General features: G+C 68.5%; 16 protein-coding genes. 3 read left to right on the top strand and 13 right to left on the bottom strand.

Annotated features, from left to right (window positions below; translation table 11 throughout):
• Nucleotides 1-4: 4 nt before the first annotated feature.
• The 4 genes from leuS to Talka_RS07540 all read right to left on the bottom strand — a co-directional run bounded on the left by leuS (nt 5) and on the right by Talka_RS07540 (nt 5091).
• Nucleotides 5-2707 carry a leucine--tRNA ligase gene (leuS, locus tag Talka_RS07555; protein ID WP_143890516.1) on the bottom strand — a complete coding sequence of 901 codons (2703 nt, stop codon included), beginning with the start codon at nt 2705-2707 and terminating at the stop codon, nt 5-7.
• A gap of 141 nt (nt 2708-2848) precedes the next feature.
• The gene (locus Talka_RS07550; RefSeq protein WP_143890515.1) at nt 2849-3568 is read right to left on the bottom strand and encodes a dienelactone hydrolase family protein; all 720 of its coding nucleotides are present in this window, start codon (nt 3566-3568) and stop codon (nt 2849-2851) included.
• A 49-nt stretch (nt 3569-3617) separates the two neighbouring features.
• Nucleotides 3618-4439, bottom strand: a complete 822-nt coding sequence (gene dapB, locus Talka_RS07545) for a 4-hydroxy-tetrahydrodipicolinate reductase (protein ID WP_143890514.1) — start codon at nt 4437-4439, stop codon at nt 3618-3620.
• 76 nt (nt 4440-4515) lie between these two features.
• Complete coding sequence (locus Talka_RS07540) at nt 4516-5091, bottom strand: outer membrane protein assembly factor BamE (RefSeq protein WP_143890513.1); 576 nt, start codon at nt 5089-5091, stop codon at nt 4516-4518.
• Nucleotides 5092-5212: 121 nt separating this feature from the next.
• On the opposite strand from Talka_RS07540, the gene fur reads away from it, so the two are divergent.
• Nucleotides 5213-5659 (top strand): ferric iron uptake transcriptional regulator, encoded by a 447-nt coding sequence (gene fur, locus Talka_RS07535; RefSeq protein ID WP_143890512.1) that lies wholly within the window; start codon nt 5213-5215, stop codon nt 5657-5659.
• Between the two features lie 18 nt (nt 5660-5677).
• On the opposite strand, the gene hprK is transcribed toward fur, so the two are convergent.
• From hprK to hpf, 3 genes are all read right to left on the bottom strand, one after another.
• A complete protein-coding gene (hprK, locus tag Talka_RS07530) occupies nt 5678-6631 on the bottom strand; it encodes an HPr(Ser) kinase/phosphatase (RefSeq protein ID WP_143890511.1) in 954 nt (317 codons plus the stop codon).
• Between the two features lie 33 nt (nt 6632-6664).
• The gene (locus Talka_RS07525; RefSeq protein WP_143890510.1) at nt 6665-7135 is read right to left on the bottom strand and encodes a PTS sugar transporter subunit IIA; all 471 of its coding nucleotides are present in this window, start codon (nt 7133-7135) and stop codon (nt 6665-6667) included.
• 132 nt (nt 7136-7267) lie between these two features.
• Nucleotides 7268-7600 carry a ribosome hibernation-promoting factor, HPF/YfiA family gene (gene hpf / locus Talka_RS07520; RefSeq protein ID WP_143890509.1) on the bottom strand — a complete coding sequence of 111 codons (333 nt, stop codon included), beginning with the start codon at nt 7598-7600 and terminating at the stop codon, nt 7268-7270.
• Nucleotides 7601-8004: 404 nt separating this feature from the next.
• Between hpf and corA the strand changes: the two genes are divergently transcribed.
• Nucleotides 8005-8991, top strand: a complete 987-nt coding sequence (gene corA, locus Talka_RS07515) for a magnesium/cobalt transporter CorA (protein WP_143890508.1) — start codon at nt 8005-8007, stop codon at nt 8989-8991.
• Nucleotides 8992-9029: 38 nt separating this feature from the next.
• Here the strand turns inward: corA and Talka_RS07510 are convergent, their stop codons facing one another.
• The 6 genes from Talka_RS07510 to Talka_RS07485 all read right to left on the bottom strand — a co-directional run bounded on the left by Talka_RS07510 (nt 9030) and on the right by Talka_RS07485 (nt 14728).
• Complete coding sequence (locus Talka_RS07510; protein WP_143890507.1) at nt 9030-9782, bottom strand: 5'-methylthioadenosine/adenosylhomocysteine nucleosidase; 753 nt, start codon at nt 9780-9782, stop codon at nt 9030-9032.
• A gap of 9 nt (nt 9783-9791) precedes the next feature.
• Nucleotides 9792-11528 (bottom strand): long-chain-fatty-acid--CoA ligase, encoded by a 1737-nt coding sequence (locus Talka_RS07505; RefSeq protein WP_143890506.1) that lies wholly within the window; start codon nt 11526-11528, stop codon nt 9792-9794.
• A gap of 170 nt (nt 11529-11698) precedes the next feature.
• Complete coding sequence (gene ptsP / locus Talka_RS07500) at nt 11699-13426, bottom strand: phosphoenolpyruvate--protein phosphotransferase (protein WP_143890505.1); 1728 nt, start codon at nt 13424-13426, stop codon at nt 11699-11701.
• Nucleotides 13423-13692, bottom strand: coding sequence for an HPr family phosphocarrier protein (locus Talka_RS07495; RefSeq protein WP_143890504.1), 270 nt, complete (start codon nt 13690-13692; stop codon nt 13423-13425). Before Talka_RS07495 ends, ptsP begins: the two co-directional genes overlap by 4 nt.
• Nucleotides 13689-14135, bottom strand: coding sequence for a PTS sugar transporter subunit IIA (locus tag Talka_RS07490; RefSeq protein WP_425472648.1), 447 nt, complete (start codon nt 14133-14135; stop codon nt 13689-13691). The genes Talka_RS07495 and Talka_RS07490 overlap by 4 nt, the downstream gene beginning before the upstream one ends.
• On the bottom strand, nt 14135-14728 hold the full coding sequence (locus Talka_RS07485; RefSeq protein ID WP_143890502.1) for a hypothetical protein: 594 nt from the start codon (nt 14726-14728) through the stop codon (nt 14135-14137). The genes Talka_RS07490 and Talka_RS07485 overlap by 1 nt, the downstream gene beginning before the upstream one ends.
• Here Talka_RS07485 and Talka_RS07480 point away from each other — a divergent pair.
• The gene (locus tag Talka_RS07480) at nt 14727-15194 is read left to right on the top strand and encodes a thioredoxin fold domain-containing protein (protein WP_246100618.1); all 468 of its coding nucleotides are present in this window, start codon (nt 14727-14729) and stop codon (nt 15192-15194) included. The genes Talka_RS07485 and Talka_RS07480 overlap by 2 nt on opposite strands.
• Nucleotides 15195-15220: the final 26 nt, after the last annotated feature.

Below are 15220 nucleotides of genomic sequence, written 5' to 3'. Positions count from 1 at the left end.
CTCGTCACACCACCACGTTGACCAGGCGCCCCGGCACCACGATCACCTTCTTCGGCGTGCGGCCCTCGCCGAAGCGCGCCACCTCCGGCGCCTGGCGCGCCAGCGCCTCGATCGCGGCGGCATCGGCCTTGGCCGGCACGGTCAGGCTGCCGCGCACCTTGCCGTTGATCTGCAGCACCAGCTGCAGCTCATCGCGGCGCAGCGCCGCTTCGTCCGGCTGCGGCCACGGCGCATCCAGCAGGTCGCCGAGCGCCCCGGCGTAGCCGAGCCGCTGCCACAGCACCCAGGTGAGGTGCGGCGTGGCCGGGTACAGGCAGCGCAGCAGGATGCCGAAGCCCTCGATCAGCGCCACGCCGCCGCCGGGCTCGTCCGCCGGGTCGAACGCCTCCAGCGCGTTGAGCATCTTCATGCAGCCCGACACCACGGTGTTGTACTGCATGCGCTGGTAGTCGTAGTCCACCTGCTTGAGCACGCTGTGGATCTCGTGGCGCAGCGCCTTGGCGCGCGGGCCGAACGCCACCTCGGCCAGCGACCCCGCGCCCTGTACCGCCTGCTGTGCGGCGCTGAAGTCCATCGCCGCCAGCCGCTGGCCGAACGCCCAGACGCGCTTCAGGAAGCGGTGGCTGCCCTCCACCGCGGCGTCGTTCCACTCCAGCGTGGCCTCCGGCGGCGCGGTGAACATGGTGTAGAGCCGCGCGGTGTCGGCGCCATACTTCTCGATCAGATCCTGCGGATCGACGCCGTTGTTCTTCGACTTGGACATCGTGCCGACGCCCTCGTAGTCGATTGGCGTGCCGGCCGGCAGCACGCCGTCGGCGCTGGGCACGTCGCGCTTCAAGCGCGCGCCGACGATGCGCCCGCCCTCGTCGAGGACGTTTTCCACGTCGTGCGGCCAGAAGTATTCCTTGCCGCCCTTGGCGGTGCGGCGGCTGTAGATGTGGTTGAGCACCATGCCCTGCGTCAGCAGGCGCTGGAACGGCTCGTCCACCTGCACCAGCCCCAGGTCACGCATCACCTTGGTCCAGAAGCGCGCATACAGCAGGTGCAGGATCGCGTGCTCGATGCCGCCGATGTATTGATCCATCGGCATCCAGTGACGCGTGCCCGCGCCGACCATCGCGTCGTCCAGGTGCGGGTCGCAGTAGCGCATGAAGTACCAGGACGAATCGACGAAGGTGTCCATGGTGTCGGTCTCGCGCCGCGCCGGCTTGCCGCACTTCGGGCAATCGACCTTCAGGAACGCTTCGCACCTGGCCAGCGGGTTGCCGCTGCCGTCGGGGATGAGATCTTCCGGCAGCACCACCGGCAGGTCCTCGTACGGCACCGGCACGGGGCCGCAGTCGTCGCAGTGGATGATCGGGATCGGCGTGCCCCAGTAGCGCTGGCGGCTGATGCCCCAGTCGCGCAGGCGGTAAGTGACCTTCTTCTCGCCCAGGCCCTGGGCGGCCAGCAACTCGGCCACCTTGTCCACGGCGGCCTGGTAGGGCAAGCCATTGAGCGGGCCGGAGTTGACGCAGCGGCCGCGCTGCTTGTCGGCGTACCACTCGGCCCAGGCGTCGGCGGAAAACGTCTCCCCCTCCACCGCGATGACCGGCTTGATCGGCAAACCATACTTCTTGGCGAAGGCGAAGTCGCGCTCGTCGTGCGCCGGCACGCCCATCACCGCGCCGTCGCCGTAGCCCATCAGCACGTAGTTGCCGACCCACACCGGCACCGCCTCGCCGGTGAGCGGGTGCGTGACCACGAGGCCCGTCGGCATGCCCTCCTTTTCCTTCAGCGCCAGCTCGGCCTCGGTGGTACCGCCGAGCTTGCAGCGCTCGATGAAGGCCGCAAGCGCCGGGTTGCCGCACGCCGCGTGCGCCGCCAGTGGGTGCTCCGGCGCCACGGCGCAGAAGGTCACGCCCATGATGGTGTCGGCGCGGGTGGTGAACACCCACAGACGACCGTCCTGGATCAGATGGCCGCGCTCGTCGCGGATGTCGTGCGGGAAGGCAAAGCGCACGCCCTCGCTCTTGCCGATCCAGTTTTCCTGCATCAGCCGCACGCGCTCGGGCCAGCCGGCCAGAAAGTTCGGATCGTCCGGGTCGGCCACCGCCGACAGCAGCTCCTCGGCGTACTTCGTGATCGCCAGGTAGTAGCCGGGAATCTCGCGCTTTTCCACCAGCGCGCCGGTGCGCCAGCCGCGCCCGTCGATGACCTGCTCGTTGGCCAGCACGGTCTGATCGACCGGGTCCCAGTTGACCACCTGCGTCTTGCGGTAGGCGATGCCCTTTTCCAGCATCTTCAGGAACAGCCACTGGTTCCACTTGTAGTAGTCGGGGCGGCAGGTGGCGATCTCGCGGCTCCAGTCGATGGCCAGGCCCAGGGCCTGCATCTGCCGCTTCATGTAGGCGATGTTGTCGTAGGTCCACTTCGCCGGCGGCACGCCGTTTTTGATGGCGGCGTTTTCCGCCGGCAGGCCAAAGGCATCCCAGCCCATCGGCATCAGGACGTTGTAGCCCTTCATGCGCAGCTGGCGCGCCATCATGTCGTTGAGGGTGTAGTTGCGCACGTGCCCCATGTGCAGCTTGCCGCTGGGGTACGGCAGCATCGAGCAAGCGTAGAACTTGGGCTTGGCAGGATCCTCAACGACGCGGTAGGCGTCGCGCGCCGCCCAAGCGGCTTGGGCTTGCGCCTCGATGTCGCGGGGGGAATAGGCGTCTTGCATGGCCGACAGCAGAAAAACGCAAGGCCGCAGCGCGTGCACGCCCGTGGCGCGCAGGCGGCAGCGGCCAAGCCGCAGGTTGCATCAGTCGAAACGATTGTATCGAGGCCGCGGGCTCTTGCGCAGCCGAGCCGGCGGGAAGCGTCAACCCAGCACTTCGGCCAAAAACTCGCGCATCGCCACCCACGAGCGCGCGTCCGCCCGCGCGCTATAAACGGTGCCAAAGCCCGGATCGTTGGCCTCCGGGTTGGTAAAGGCGTGCATGGTGCCGCCGTAGGCGTGCAGCTGCCAGTCGGCGCCGGCCTCGGTCATCTCCCTGGCGAACGCCAGCACCGCCTCGGGCGTGGCCATCGGGTCGTCCCAGCCGTGCAGCGCCAGCACCTTGGCCGTGATGCGCCGCCCCGCGGTGTTGCCGGGCGGTGTGAACAAGCCGTGGAAGCTGACCACGCCGCGCAGCGGCAGCCCGCAGCGCGCCATGTCGAGCACGCTCAAGCCTCCGAAGCAAAAGCCGATCGCCGCCAGCCGCTCGCGGTCCACTTCCGGCTGCGCCGCCAGCGTTTGCAGCGCCGCGCCCAGGCGCGCCTGCAGCAGCGCTCGATCCTGCACCAGCGGCGTCATCAAGGCAGCGTTTTCCTCTTTGCTGCGGCCCCGCTTGCCTTTGCCATAAACGTCCATCGCGAAGCCAACGTAGCCGAGCCCAGCCAGCGCGCGCGCCTTGCCGTCCTCGAACGGGCCGCGCCCGGCCCACGCATGCGCCACCGCCACCGCGGGCCGCGGCGCGCTGAAAGCGTCGTCCCACGCCAGCAGCCCCTCGAAGGTAACGCCGTCGTGCATGTACTCGATGGTGCGGGTCTGGATCGTCATCGTGCTTGCCTCCTCGTCACAGGGTTGATCCGGGCCAGCGCGGGGCATTTCAGCGCAGTCCGAGCACGTCGAACATGTCATACAGCCCGCTTGCGCGCCCCGCCAGGAAGCGCACCGCGCGCAGGCTGCCCTGCGCGTAGGTGGCGCGGCTGCTGGATTTGTGCGTGATCTCGATGCGCTCGCCGCTGCCGAGGAACATCACCGTGTGGTCGCCGATCACGTCGCCGCCGCGCACGGTGGCAAAGCCGATGGCGCCGGCGGGCCGCTCGCCGGTGTGGCCGACGCGCTGGTAAACCGCGCAGTCCTGCAGACGCCGGCCCTGCGCCGCGGCGATCACCTCACCCATTTTCAGCGCCGTGCCGCTGGGCGCATCCACCTTGTGGCGGTGATGCGCCTCGACGATTTCGACGTCGTAGCCGTCGCGCAGCGCCTGCGCCGCCAGCTCCAGCAGCTTGAGCGTCACGTTGACGCCGACGCTCATGTTGGGCGCCAGCACCACCGGAATGCGCTCGGCGGCGCGCGCGATCGCGGCCTTCTGCGCCTCGTCGAAGCCGGTGGTGCCGATCACCATCGCCACGCCGTGGCGCACGCACGCCTCCAGGTGCGTCATGGTGCCCTGCGGGCGCGTGAAGTCGATCAGAAAGCGGCTGCGCTGAAGCGCCGCGTCGAGGTCGGCGCTGATGGCCACGCCGCTTGAGCGCCCGGCAAACGCCGCCGCGTCCTGCCCCAGCGCGGGGCTGTCGGCGCGGTCCAGCGCGGCGCTAAGCCGGCAGTCGTCGGCGGCCAGCACCGCCTCGATCAGCATGCGACCCATGCGGCCGCTGGCGCCGGCCACGGCCACGGGGTAGGGCGGAACAACGGGAGAGGTCATGCGCGGCAAAACGAACCTTGGAGAGACAAGCGTGAGCGGCTCCACCGTCGCCTCAGCCTTGCGGGCAGGGGCGATCCTAGCGCGCCTCCAGCGGCGGATAGGCGTCCGCGGGCGCCGGCGGCTCTGCAGCGGGAGACGCGGACGCGGCGGCAGCGCGGCCTTCGGCGGCGCGCAGCTGCGCCTCGCTGGCCTCCAGCGCGGGCGGCGGGCCCGAGGGACGGCGAACCTGCAGCTCGGCGACAAACTCGCGCTCGCTGGGCAGCTCGCCGTCGGCCTGCACGCGCGCCAGCCGCTCGCCGTCGAAAAACACCGACACCACGCGGCGCTGCGGCGGCTGCCCCTGGCGCTGGAAGGTGAACACATAATCCCAGCGGTCGGCATGGAAGATGCTGGCCACCAGCGGCGTGCCGAGAATGGCCTGCACCTGCGCGCGCGGCATACCGGGCTGCAGCGCCTCCACTTGCTCGCGCACCACCACATTGCCTTGCTGGATGTCCATGCGATAAGGCGTCAGCGCCCCGCCCAGCGTCGCCAGGCGTTGCGCAGTCTGCGACCAGGAGGCGCAACCCGCCACGCCTGCCGCCAGGCACGCCCACGCGGCCCAGCGGGCTGTGCGGGCCAGGGAAAGATGCGTGGGTCGAAGGCGCTTCATATCGGACATCGGCTTGCCATGCGCACGGCATTGGCGTGCGGTTATATCATCGGGCTTGTCGCATTGTAGTGGCGCGCCACGACCTTATGCAGGCTGGGGCGCCGCCTTGGAACCCCTGCCGATGTCGCGTCTTGACGAGCTCAAAAGCACCGGACTCAAAGCCACGCTGCCGCGGCTGAAGATCCTGGAGATCTTCCAGTCCGGCCGCCAGCGCCATATGACCGCCGAAGATGTGTTCAAGGCGCTGCTGGAGGAACAAGCCGACATCGGGCTGGCCACCGTCTATCGCGTGCTGACGCAGTTTGAGCAGGCCGGCATCTTGGTGCGCAGCAATTTTGAGTCCGGCAAGGCCGTCTATGAACTCAACGAGGGGCAGCACCACGACCACTTGGTCTGCCTGGACTGCGGGCGCGTCGAAGAGTTTTACGACGCCGAGATCGAGCGGCGCCAACAGGCCATCGCGCAAGAGCGCGGCTTTCGCTTGCAAGAGCACGCGCTGTCGCTCTACGCCCATTGCACGCGCGAAGACTGCCCTCACCGCAGCCGCCCCCCGCGCCGCAGCGCCTGACCTGAACCTCAAGCAAGGCTAGCCGTCGTCGCGCAGCATGGCGGCGCGCTGGCGTTGCACGAACTCCTGGTAGGTGTCGATGCCGCGCAGCTGCAGCACGGTGTTGCGCACCGCCGCCTCCACCAGCACCGCCATGTTGCGCCCGGCCACCACGGGGATAACGGTTTTGCGGATCGCCACCCCGAGCACGTCCTGGTGCAGCGGCTCGCCCGGCAGCCGTTCGTAGTCGCGCTCCAACGTGGCCAGCCGCACCAGGTGCACGATCAAGCGCAGCCGCATTTTGCGCCGCACCGCCGTCTCGCCGAAGATGGCCTTGATGTCCAGCAGGCCGATGCCGCGCACCTCCAGCAGGTTCTGCAGCAGCTCCGGGCAGCGGCCCTCGATCGTGGTCTGGTTGACGCGGTAGAGATCCACCGCGTCGTCGGCCACCAGCCCGTGCCCGCGCGAGATCAGCTCCAGTCCCAGCTCGCTCTTGCCCAGCCCCGACTCGCCGGTGATCAGCACCCCCAGCCCGAGGATGTCCATGAACACCCCGTGCATCGTCGTGCGTTCGGCAAAGTGGCGCGACAGGTAGGCGCGCAGCACATCGATCACAAACGCCGCTGAGGCCGCGGTGGCAAACAGCGGGATGTGCGCGCGCTCGCACATCGCCACCAGCTCCTGCGGCGGCGGCTGGCCGTCGGCCACCACCAGCAGCGGCGGCTCCAGCGTCACGATGCGCGCCACGCGCCGGCGGCAGTCCTCGTCGGTGGCGTTGTGCAGGTAGGCCACCTCGCGCGCGCCCAGCACCTGGGCGCGATAGGGGTGGATGTAGTTCAGGTAGCCGACCAGGTCGGCGCCGGAGCGCGCCTCGGCCACCGCCTTGTCGTCGAAGCGGCGCTCGCTGGCGCTTTGCCCCGCGACCCACTCCCATTTCAAGGTCTCGCGGTGGCGCTCAAACAGCACGTCGGCGCTGATGGCGCGCGGCTTCATCGGCAGGGCTCAAAGCGCGGCGCAGCGCGCCGCTCAAGCGGCGGCGTGCGCCGACTGCCAGCCGGCGATCAACCCGTGCAACGTGGCGGGGTTGTCGGCAGCCTTCATCTGCTCGCGCAATTGCGCGTCGCTGAGCAGCTCGGCGATCTCTGACAGGATTTCCAAGTGCTTCTGCGTAGCCGCCTCCGGCACCAGCAGGAAGATCAGCAGGCTGACCGGCTGCTCATCGGGAGCGTCAAAGCCGATGGGTTGCGCCAAGCGAAACACCGCCGCCATCGGCTGCTTCAGGCCCTTGATGCGCCCGTGCGGGATGGCCACCCCATGGCCAAGCCCGGTGGAACCCAGCCGCTCGCGCGCAAACAGGCTGTCGGTGATGAGGGCGCGGTTGAGCCCGTGCAGCGATTCAAACAGCAAACCGGCTTCCTCAAAGGCGCGCTTCTTGCTCGTGGCGTCCACAGCCACGAGCACATGCTCCGGAGGCAGGATGGCGGACAGTCGATTCATGGATGAAGACCCCCTTCGGGACTGCGGATGATACGCCGCCGCGTTGTGTTTTGCCCACACCCCCAACAACAAACCGCCTGCAAAGGCAGGCGGTTTGTTGCAGCGCAGCAACAGCGGCGCAGGGGCGCCCCTTTAGCCGAGTTCGCGCTTCAGTGGCAAGTGGTGGTGCTCTTGGACTTTGTCTTTGTAGCGCAGCACCTGGCGGTCGAGCTTGTCGGCCAGCTCGTCCACCGCCGCATAGAGGTCGGCGTGCGTGCTTTCGGCGTAAATCTCCTTGCCTTTGACGTGGATGTTGCACTCGGCCTTCTGGCGGTGATCCTTGTCCTTGATGTTGTCCACCGACAACAGGACGCGGATGTCCACCACCTGATCAAAATGGCGCGCGATACGGCCCAGCTTGGTGGTGACGTATTGACGCAGCGCTGGCGTGACCTCCAGGTGGTGTCCGCTGATGGTCAGGTTCATGACAGGCCTCCTTGCGTAGCTGACACAGACCCAGCCGCCGACGGGCCGGGCCCCGATGCGGATCCAAGTCAAGCGATACCTCGCCTCGGATTCGCACCCCTACTATGCCGCGATGAAACCGCGGTGACAAGCCTGCGGCGCCATCAAGCGCGGCATGCGACCCGCAGGGCTTCGGTGCCATAATGCGCGCGGCATCGTTGATGCCAAACGGTTGAATGGAGCACATCCGTGGACAGCAGCCCGAGTCGCGGGCCCGCGTGGGTGGCTTGATGCGCCGCGCCGTTGCCCCCTGATGACGACCCCATGCAGGTGACGGTGGCCGCGCCAGGCCCTTCCGCGCGGGCCAGCGCCATGCCAGCCATCGATTCGTCACCGTCTGCTTTGGTCGTCGCCTGGGGTTCCCCATGCTCAACGTCTTTACGCTCGTCAACGGCCGTCTCGTTCAAGAAGACATCGAGTCGCCCGAGGATTTGGCGCGCTGCGCGCCGATCTGGGTTGACATGGAGTCGCCGACGCCGGAGGAACGGCGCTGGGTGCGCCAGCACTTCGGCCTGTCGATCCCCGAGGATGCGATGGACGAGGACATCGAGGAGTCGGCGCGCTTCTTCGAGGAGGACAACGGCGAGTTGCACGTGCGCTCGGACTTCCTGATCGACGACGAGGACGACCCGCGCCACGTGCGCGTGGCCTTCATCCTCAACGACCGCAACCCGGAGCTGAAAAGCCACGGCGTGCTGTTCTCGATCCACGACGAAGACCTGCCGGTGTTTCGCCTGCTGCGGCTGCGCGCACGGCGTATGCCGGGCCTGATCGACGACGCCAAGGACGTGCTGCTGGCGCTCTACGACACCGACGTCGAATACTGCGCCGACATCCTGGAGGGCGTGCACGACGAGCTGGAAACCATCAGCGCGCAGGTGCTGTCGGGCCAGCTCACCGACGACACCGCGCAGCAGGTGCTGTCGGCCATCGCGCGCCACGAGGATCTGTCGGGCCGCATCCGGCGCGACATGATGGACACGCGCCGCGCCATCAGCTTCCTGATGCGCATGCGGCTGCTGTCAGCCGAGCAGTTCGAGGACGCGCGCCAGATCCTGCGCGACATCGACTCGCTGGAGGGGCACACCTCGTTCCTGTTCGACAAGATCAACTTCCTGATGGACGCCACCATCGGCTTCATCAACATCAACCAGAACAAGATCATCAAGATCTTCTCGGTGGCCAGCGTGGCGCTGCTGCCGCCGACGCTGATCGCCAGCATCTACGGCATGAACTTCCAGTTCATGCCGGAACTGGAGTGGAAGTGGGGCTATCCGTTCGCGCTGGCGCTGATGGTGGCCAGTGCGCTCGGGCCGATGTGGTACTTCCGCCGCCGCGGCTGGCTGCGTTGAAGCGACACGCCGCGGGCTGGCGGCGGCAGCACCGCGCCTCAGAGCAGGTTGAGCGCCTTGCGCACGATGCGCGCGCTGTAGTGGCGCGCCACGTCGCGCATGAACGCCTGGAAGTCCACGTGCGCCTCGTCGTCGGCGCGGTCCGACAGTGTGCGCACCGCCGCAAACGGCGTGCCGTAGTCGGCGCACACCTGCGCCACCGCGGCGCTTTCCATGTCCACCGCCAGGGCATCCGGCAGGTCGCGCCGCAGCGCCTCGGACTCCGCCACGCTGGTGATGAAGCGGTCGCCGCTGACGATCAGGCCTTGGTGCACCGTCGGGCGGTGCAGGCCGAAGGCGCGCAGCGTCTGCTCGCTGACAAGCTTGGGCAGCCACGTCACCGCGTCGCGCGCCGCCTCCGTCAGCACCTGCACCAGCACCGCGTCCGCAGGGTAGCGGCTGATGCCGGCGCCCGGCACCTCCCAGCGCGGAAACAGCGGCGCGGCGCTCAGGTCGTGCTGCAGGTAGTGCGTGCCGACCACCACGTCGCCGACCTGCACGCCCGGCGCCAGTCCGCCGGCCACGCCGGTGAACAGCACATACTGCGGGTTGAAGCGCTCGTGCAGCACGGCGGCAGTGGCAGCGCCGGCCACCTTGCCGATGCCGCACAGCACCGCCACCACCTCATGCCCCTGCAGGTGGCCCTGCCAGAAGGTGCGCCCGGCGGCCTGCACCTTGCGCTCATCGGGCATCAGGCGCAGGATTTCGGACAGTTCTTCATCGACGGCGCTGATGACGGCGATGCGGGCCATGGCGGAGCTTCAGGCGGTGGGGGTGGCGGGGGGTTGCGGCGTACCCCGCAATTCTCGCCGCAAAATCTTGCCCACCGGCGTCTTCGGCAGCTCGGTGCGGAACTCGATCACCTTGGGCCGTTTGTAGCCGGTCAGGTTGGCGGCGCAATACTCGCGGATGTGCGCCTCGGTCAGCGCCGGATCCTTGCGCACCACCACCAGCTTGACCGCCTCGCCGGAGTGCTCGTCCGGAATGCCCACCGCCGCGCACTCCAGCACCCCTTCCATCTGCGCCACGACGTCTTCGATTTCGTTCGGATAAACGTTGAAGCCCGACACCAGGATCATGTCCTTCTTGCGGTCGACGATCTTGAAGTAGCCGCGCTCGTCCATCACGCCGATGTCGCCGGTGCGGAAGAAGCCATCGGCGGTCATCACGCGCGCAGTCTCCTCCGGACGCTGCCAATAGCCGGCCATGACCTGCGGGCCGCGGATGGCGATCTCGCCCGGCGTGCCCACCGGCACCTCGCGCCCCTCGTCGTCGATGCACTTCATCTCGGTGCTGGGAATCGGCACGCCAATGGTGCCGCTGAAGGTCTTGGCTGTGACGGGGTTGCACGCCGCCGAGGGGCTGGTCTCGCTCAGGCCGTAGCCCTCGCAGATCGGGCAGCCGGTGCGCTCCAGCCAGCGCTTGGCCACCGCCGCCTGCACCGCCATGCCGCCGCCCAGCGCCACGCGCAGGTTGCGCCAGTTGACGGTGTCGAACTCCGGATGGTTCAGCAGCGCGTTGAACAGCGTGTTGACCGCCGGGAAAGTGTGGAAGGTGTGCTGGCGCAGCTCCTTGAGCACCGCCGGCAGGTCGCGCGGGTTGGGGATCAGGATCGTCTTGCCGCCGGTGCGCATGCCCAGCATCATGTTCACCGTGAAAGCGAAGATGTGGTAGAGCGGCAGCGCGCACACCGCGGTGGGCTGCTCGCTGGCTGGAATGGTGCGCCGCGCCGGCGCCTCCCATGCCTCGGACTGCAGCACGTTGGCGATCAGGTTGCGGTGCAGCAGCACCGCGCCTTTGCTGACGCCGGTGGTCCCCCCGGTGTATTGCAGCACCGCGATGTCGTTGGGGCCGATGTTGGGCCGGTGGTAGGCGCTGCGGCGACCTTGGGCCAGAGCCGCGTTGAAGCGCACCGCCTGCGGCAGCTCAAACGGCGGCACCAGCTTCTTGACGTGGCGCACCACGGCGTTGACCACCGCGCCCTTGAGGCCCAGCAGGTCGCCCATCGCGGCCAGGATCACGTGCTGCACCGGCGTGTTCGGCAAGCACTGCTGCAGCGTATGCGCGAAGTTCTCGATGATGACGATGGCGCGCGCGCCGCTGTCCTTGAGCTGATGCTCCAGCTCGCGCGCGGTGTAGAGCGGGTTGACGTTGACCAACACGTAGCCGGCGCGCAGGATGGCCGCCACCGCCACCGGATACTGGATGCAGTTGGGCATCATCACCGCCACGCGCTCGCCGCGCGGCAGCCCCAAGCCCTGCAGATACGCCGCCAGCGCGCGCGACAGCTCGTCCACCTGCGCGTACGTCCACTCCTTGCCGAGGAAGCTGTAGGCCGGGCGCTGAGCGTATTTGGCAAAGCTTTCCTCCATCAGCGCCACCAGCGATGGGTAGAGGCTGGCGTCGATCTCGGCGGGCACCCCTTCAGGGTAGGCGGCCAGCCAGGGTTTGTCAGCGCTGCTCACCGCGCGGGGCGGCTGCGGTTGGGTCACGCTCATGGGGTCTCCTGCTGCAAAAAAGGGCGGACTCAGCCAGAGGCATCGACGCTGGCGCGCACGCCAGCGCTCGCTGCGCGGCCATTATCGGCCAGCCGCAGACCATCGGAACGCCCGATTAGGGAAAACACGAACGTTCGTTCGTTATTATGGCTACGCGGCGACCTTGCGACTCAGTCCACCAGCCACTGAGCCGGCTCGTCGCTGGCCACCACTTGCTGCGCCCAGGCGCGCAGCTTGCGCGTGTCGCTGCGCAGCACCTGCTGCTTGACCGGCAAAATTTGCGTCGGGTGCATCGAGAAGCTGCGCAACCCCAGCCCGAGCAGCAGCCGCGTCAGCGTGACGTCGCCAGCCATTTCGCCGCAAATGCTGACGGGCTTGCCGGCTTCCTGCGCCGCCGCGATCGTGTCGGCCACCAGCCGCAGCACCGCCGGGTGCAGGGGGTCGTAGAGGTGCGCCACCGACTCGTCCACGCGGTCGATGGCCAGCGCATATTGGATCAGGTCGTTGGTGCCGATCGACAAAAAATCGAAGTGACGCAAAAACAACCGCACCGCCAACGCTGCCGCGGGCACTTCGATCATCGCACCGACGCGCACCGGGCCATACACTTCGCCGCGGCGGTCGAGCTGCTCGCGCGCCTTGGCCAGCATGGCGTGCACCTGGCGCACCTCGCTGAGGTGCGCCACCATCGGAATCAGCACGTTGACCTTGCCGTGCGCAGCCGCGCGCAGGATGGCGCGCAGCTGCGTCAGGAACATCGCGGGCTCGGCCAGGCTCCAGCGGATCGCGCGCAGGCCCAGCGCAGGGTTGAGGTGGTCGTCGCGCCGGTGCGCCTCCAGCGGCTTGTCGGCGCCGACGTCCACCGTGCGGATCGTCACCGGCAAGCCGTGCATGCCCTCCACCGCGCGGCGGTAGGCTTCGTATTGCTCATCTTCATCCGGCAGTTGGCCGCCGCGGCCCATGAACAAAAATTCGGTGCGAAACAGCCCCACGCCAACCGCCCCCACCGACAACGCTGGCAGGGTGTCTTCCGGCAGCTCGATGTTGGCCAGCAGCTCCACACGCTGGCCGTCCAGCGTCACCGCCGGGGTGTTCTTGATGCGCGCGAGCTTCTCGCGCTCGATCTCGCCCTGGCGCTGCTTGTAGCCGTATTCGGCCAGCATCATCGGCGAGGGATCGACGATCACCACCCCGGCCTCGCCGTCGATGATGACCAGGTCGTCTTGCCGCACCAGCTGGCTGGCGTTGCGCACGCCGACCACCGCCGGAATCTCCAGGCTGCGCGCCACGATGGCGGTGTGGCTGGTGCGCCCGCCGACATCGGTCACAAAGCCGGCAAACACCCCGTGCTTGAAATGCAGCATGTCCGCCGGCGACAGGTCGTGCGCCACCAGCACCAGCGGCTCGCCCCGGCCCTGGGGCGCCGGCGCCGCCGCCACCGGCGAGGGCGCCCCGCGCAGCGCACGCAGCAGCCGCTCCACCACCTGCTCCAGATCGGCGCGGCGCTCGCGCAGGTACGGGTCCTCCATGTCGTCGAACTGGCGCGCCACCACTTCCAGCTGGGCCGTCAGCGCCCACTCGGCGTTGTAGCGTCGCTCGGTGACCCAGTGCTTGACGCCGTCTTGCAGCTGCTCGTCTTGCAGCAGCATCAGGTGCACCTCCAGCAGCGCGGCCAGCTCGGCGTGCGCCCCCACCGTGTCGTGCGCCAGCCCCTGGCGCAGGCGCTCGATTTCTTCCACCACGCAGTCACGCGCCCGCCGCAGGCGGGCCAGTTCGTCGTCCACCTGCTGCGGCGCGATGAAGTAGTGCGCCACATCAACGCGGCTGGCTGCCGCTAGCACGGCGCGCCCGATGGCCACGCCGCGAGAGACGGCCTGGCCGTGCAGCGTCAGCGTCATTGCCCCTCCCCAAACTTGTCGTTGATGAGCGCCAGCAGCGCCTCCATGGCTTGCTGCTCATCGGGGCCGTCGCACTCGATGTCCACGGTGGCGCCTTGCCCCGCGGCCAGCATCATCACCCCCATGATGCTCTTGGCGTTGATGCGACGGCCATGGCGGCTCATCCAGACCTCGCACGCAAAGCTGCTGGCCAACTTGGTCAGCTTGGCCGCGGCGCGGGCGTGCAGCCCCAACTGATTCTGGATCGTGGCTTGACGCTGGATCATGGATCGTGTGCAGGAGAGGGCGGCACCAGCCCGGGCGGGCATGGTGTCGCGGGTTTCAGCGGCATCACCCCCTGAGCGCCGCCGGCGGTGGCGCGCGCCGCCAGACTGGCGATCGGCTCATGCCGGTAAGTGAAGGCGCGCAACAACATCGGCAGGTTGACGCCGGTGACCACGAAGGTGTGCACGCCGTCACCCAACTGGGCAGCGACGTTGCATGGCGTGGCCCCGATCAAATCGGTCAACACCAGCATGTCGCCGCCACCGCGGGCGGCCAGCCGCGCGCGCGCCTGCGCCAACGTCACTTCAGGCGGCTGATCCGGCGGCACGTCCAGCGCATCGATGACGCATTGCGCCTCGGGAAAGACATGCAGCACGCACTGCCGCAGCGCGGAGGCCAGCGGCGCGTGCGCGATGACCAAGATGCCGTTCACGATGCCCTGCATTATGGGACAGCGCCGCGCCAGACCAAGGCGCCGAAGAAGGTCTCGCGCGCCAGCGGCGTCGGCGCGCGCTCCGGCGGGGCATAGGCCGCCGCCTGCACGATCCAGCCCTCGCGCGCGCTCCAGTGCAGCTCGGCCATCACCGCACGGCCATCCGGCGCGCGGCCCGGCCCGCGCAGGCAGCGCTGCAGCGTGGCGCCGCGACCGACGCATGGCACCTCGGCCCAGCCGGGGGGCAGCGCAGCTGCGCCTTCGGCCTGGGCCAACCCCAACGTCGCCCACGAGGCGCGCTGCCAAGCGGTCAAGGCTGCCTCTGCGGAAGCGGCTGCGGGCAGGGCTGCCTCCGCCACCGCCCACGTCACACCATCGGCAGCGCAGCTGGCCATGCGCAACGTCACGGGCGCAGCCTGCGGCCCCAGCAGTGGCACGGCGCGCTCGGCGCGCTCGGGCTTGCAGGGCAGCAGCGCCGGCACTGCAGCGGTCAACCCGGCCTCGCGCCAATCCAACGCGGCGCTGCAGCCGGCCAAGATCACGCCCATCGCGAAGGATAAGACGCTGCGCCATGCACGCCGGGCCACTGCGTAGCACAATGCCATGGTTTCGCATCCTAACCTGAAGCGCGTCGATTTCTCGATCATGGCCAGCACTGCCCCGCTCGACGATCAGCTGCCCGTTCCGTCGTCACTGCCGCAAGCGGCGCAGGCCGCTGCGGCGCGCGGCGAGCCGCTGGTGGTGATGGTGACGTTGCGCGGCTGCGCATTTTGCGACGTGGTGCGTCGCCATCATTTGTTGCCGATGCTGCGCCGCGGCGAGGTGCAGGCGGTGCAAATCGATATGCTGGACCGCAGCACGCCGCTGGAAACCTTCGGCGCTCGGCGCACCACCGGCTATGAGCAGGCGCGCGCATGGCGCGTGACGGTGGCCCCCACCTTGCTGTTTCTCGACGCCCAAGGGCGAGAGCTGGCCGAACGCATGGAAGGCATGGGATTGGCTGACTTTTACGGGCCCTACTTGGAAGAGCGGCTGCAGCAGGCGCGCCAACGGCTGGCCCGCCGTTCTTGAGCCTGCAGCTGGCCTCGACCCCGTGA

The sequence above is a fragment of the Tepidimonas alkaliphilus genome, from assembly GCF_007556595.1.
Taxonomy (GTDB): Bacteria; Pseudomonadota; Gammaproteobacteria; order Burkholderiales; family Burkholderiaceae_C; genus Tepidimonas; species Tepidimonas alkaliphila.
Note: the sequence above shows the minus strand (reverse complement) of the source record. Positions and strands in the feature narration are given on the sequence as shown.

What these genes read in the sequence shown, in the direction of transcription:
- leuS (WP_143890516.1), bottom strand. Translation starts at nt 2,707, where the DNA reads ATGCAAGACGCCTATTCCCCCCGCGACATCGAGGCGCAAGCCCAAGCC.
- Talka_RS07550 (WP_143890515.1), bottom strand. Translation starts at nt 3,568, where the DNA reads ATGACGATCCAGACCCGCACCATCGAGTACATGCACGACGGCGTTACC.
- dapB (WP_143890514.1), bottom strand. Translation starts at nt 4,439, where the DNA reads ATGACCTCTCCCGTTGTTCCGCCCTACCCCGTGGCCGTGGCCGGCGCC.
- Talka_RS07540 (WP_143890513.1), bottom strand. Translation starts at nt 5,091, where the DNA reads ATGAAGCGCCTTCGACCCACGCATCTTTCCCTGGCCCGCACAGCCCGC.
- fur (WP_143890512.1), top strand. Translation starts at nt 5,213, where the DNA reads ATGTCGCGTCTTGACGAGCTCAAAAGCACCGGACTCAAAGCCACGCTG.
- hprK (WP_143890511.1), bottom strand. Translation starts at nt 6,631, where the DNA reads ATGAAGCCGCGCGCCATCAGCGCCGACGTGCTGTTTGAGCGCCACCGC.
- Talka_RS07525 (WP_143890510.1), bottom strand. Translation starts at nt 7,135, where the DNA reads ATGAATCGACTGTCCGCCATCCTGCCTCCGGAGCATGTGCTCGTGGCT.
- hpf (WP_143890509.1), bottom strand. Translation starts at nt 7,600, where the DNA reads ATGAACCTGACCATCAGCGGACACCACCTGGAGGTCACGCCAGCGCTG.
- corA (WP_143890508.1), top strand. Translation starts at nt 8,005, where the DNA reads ATGCTCAACGTCTTTACGCTCGTCAACGGCCGTCTCGTTCAAGAAGAC.
- Talka_RS07510 (WP_143890507.1), bottom strand. Translation starts at nt 9,782, where the DNA reads ATGGCCCGCATCGCCGTCATCAGCGCCGTCGATGAAGAACTGTCCGAA.
- Talka_RS07505 (WP_143890506.1), bottom strand. Translation starts at nt 11,528, where the DNA reads ATGAGCGTGACCCAACCGCAGCCGCCCCGCGCGGTGAGCAGCGCTGAC.
- ptsP (WP_143890505.1), bottom strand. Translation starts at nt 13,426, where the DNA reads ATGACGCTGACGCTGCACGGCCAGGCCGTCTCTCGCGGCGTGGCCATC.
- Talka_RS07495 (WP_143890504.1), bottom strand. Translation starts at nt 13,692, where the DNA reads ATGATCCAGCGTCAAGCCACGATCCAGAATCAGTTGGGGCTGCACGCC.
- Talka_RS07490 (WP_425472648.1), bottom strand. Translation starts at nt 14,135, where the DNA reads ATGCAGGGCATCGTGAACGGCATCTTGGTCATCGCGCACGCGCCGCTG.
- Talka_RS07480 (WP_246100618.1), top strand. Translation starts at nt 14,727, where the DNA reads ATGGTTTCGCATCCTAACCTGAAGCGCGTCGATTTCTCGATCATGGCC.
- Talka_RS07485 (WP_143890502.1), bottom strand. Translation starts at nt 14,728, where the DNA reads ATGGCATTGTGCTACGCAGTGGCCCGGCGTGCATGGCGCAGCGTCTTA.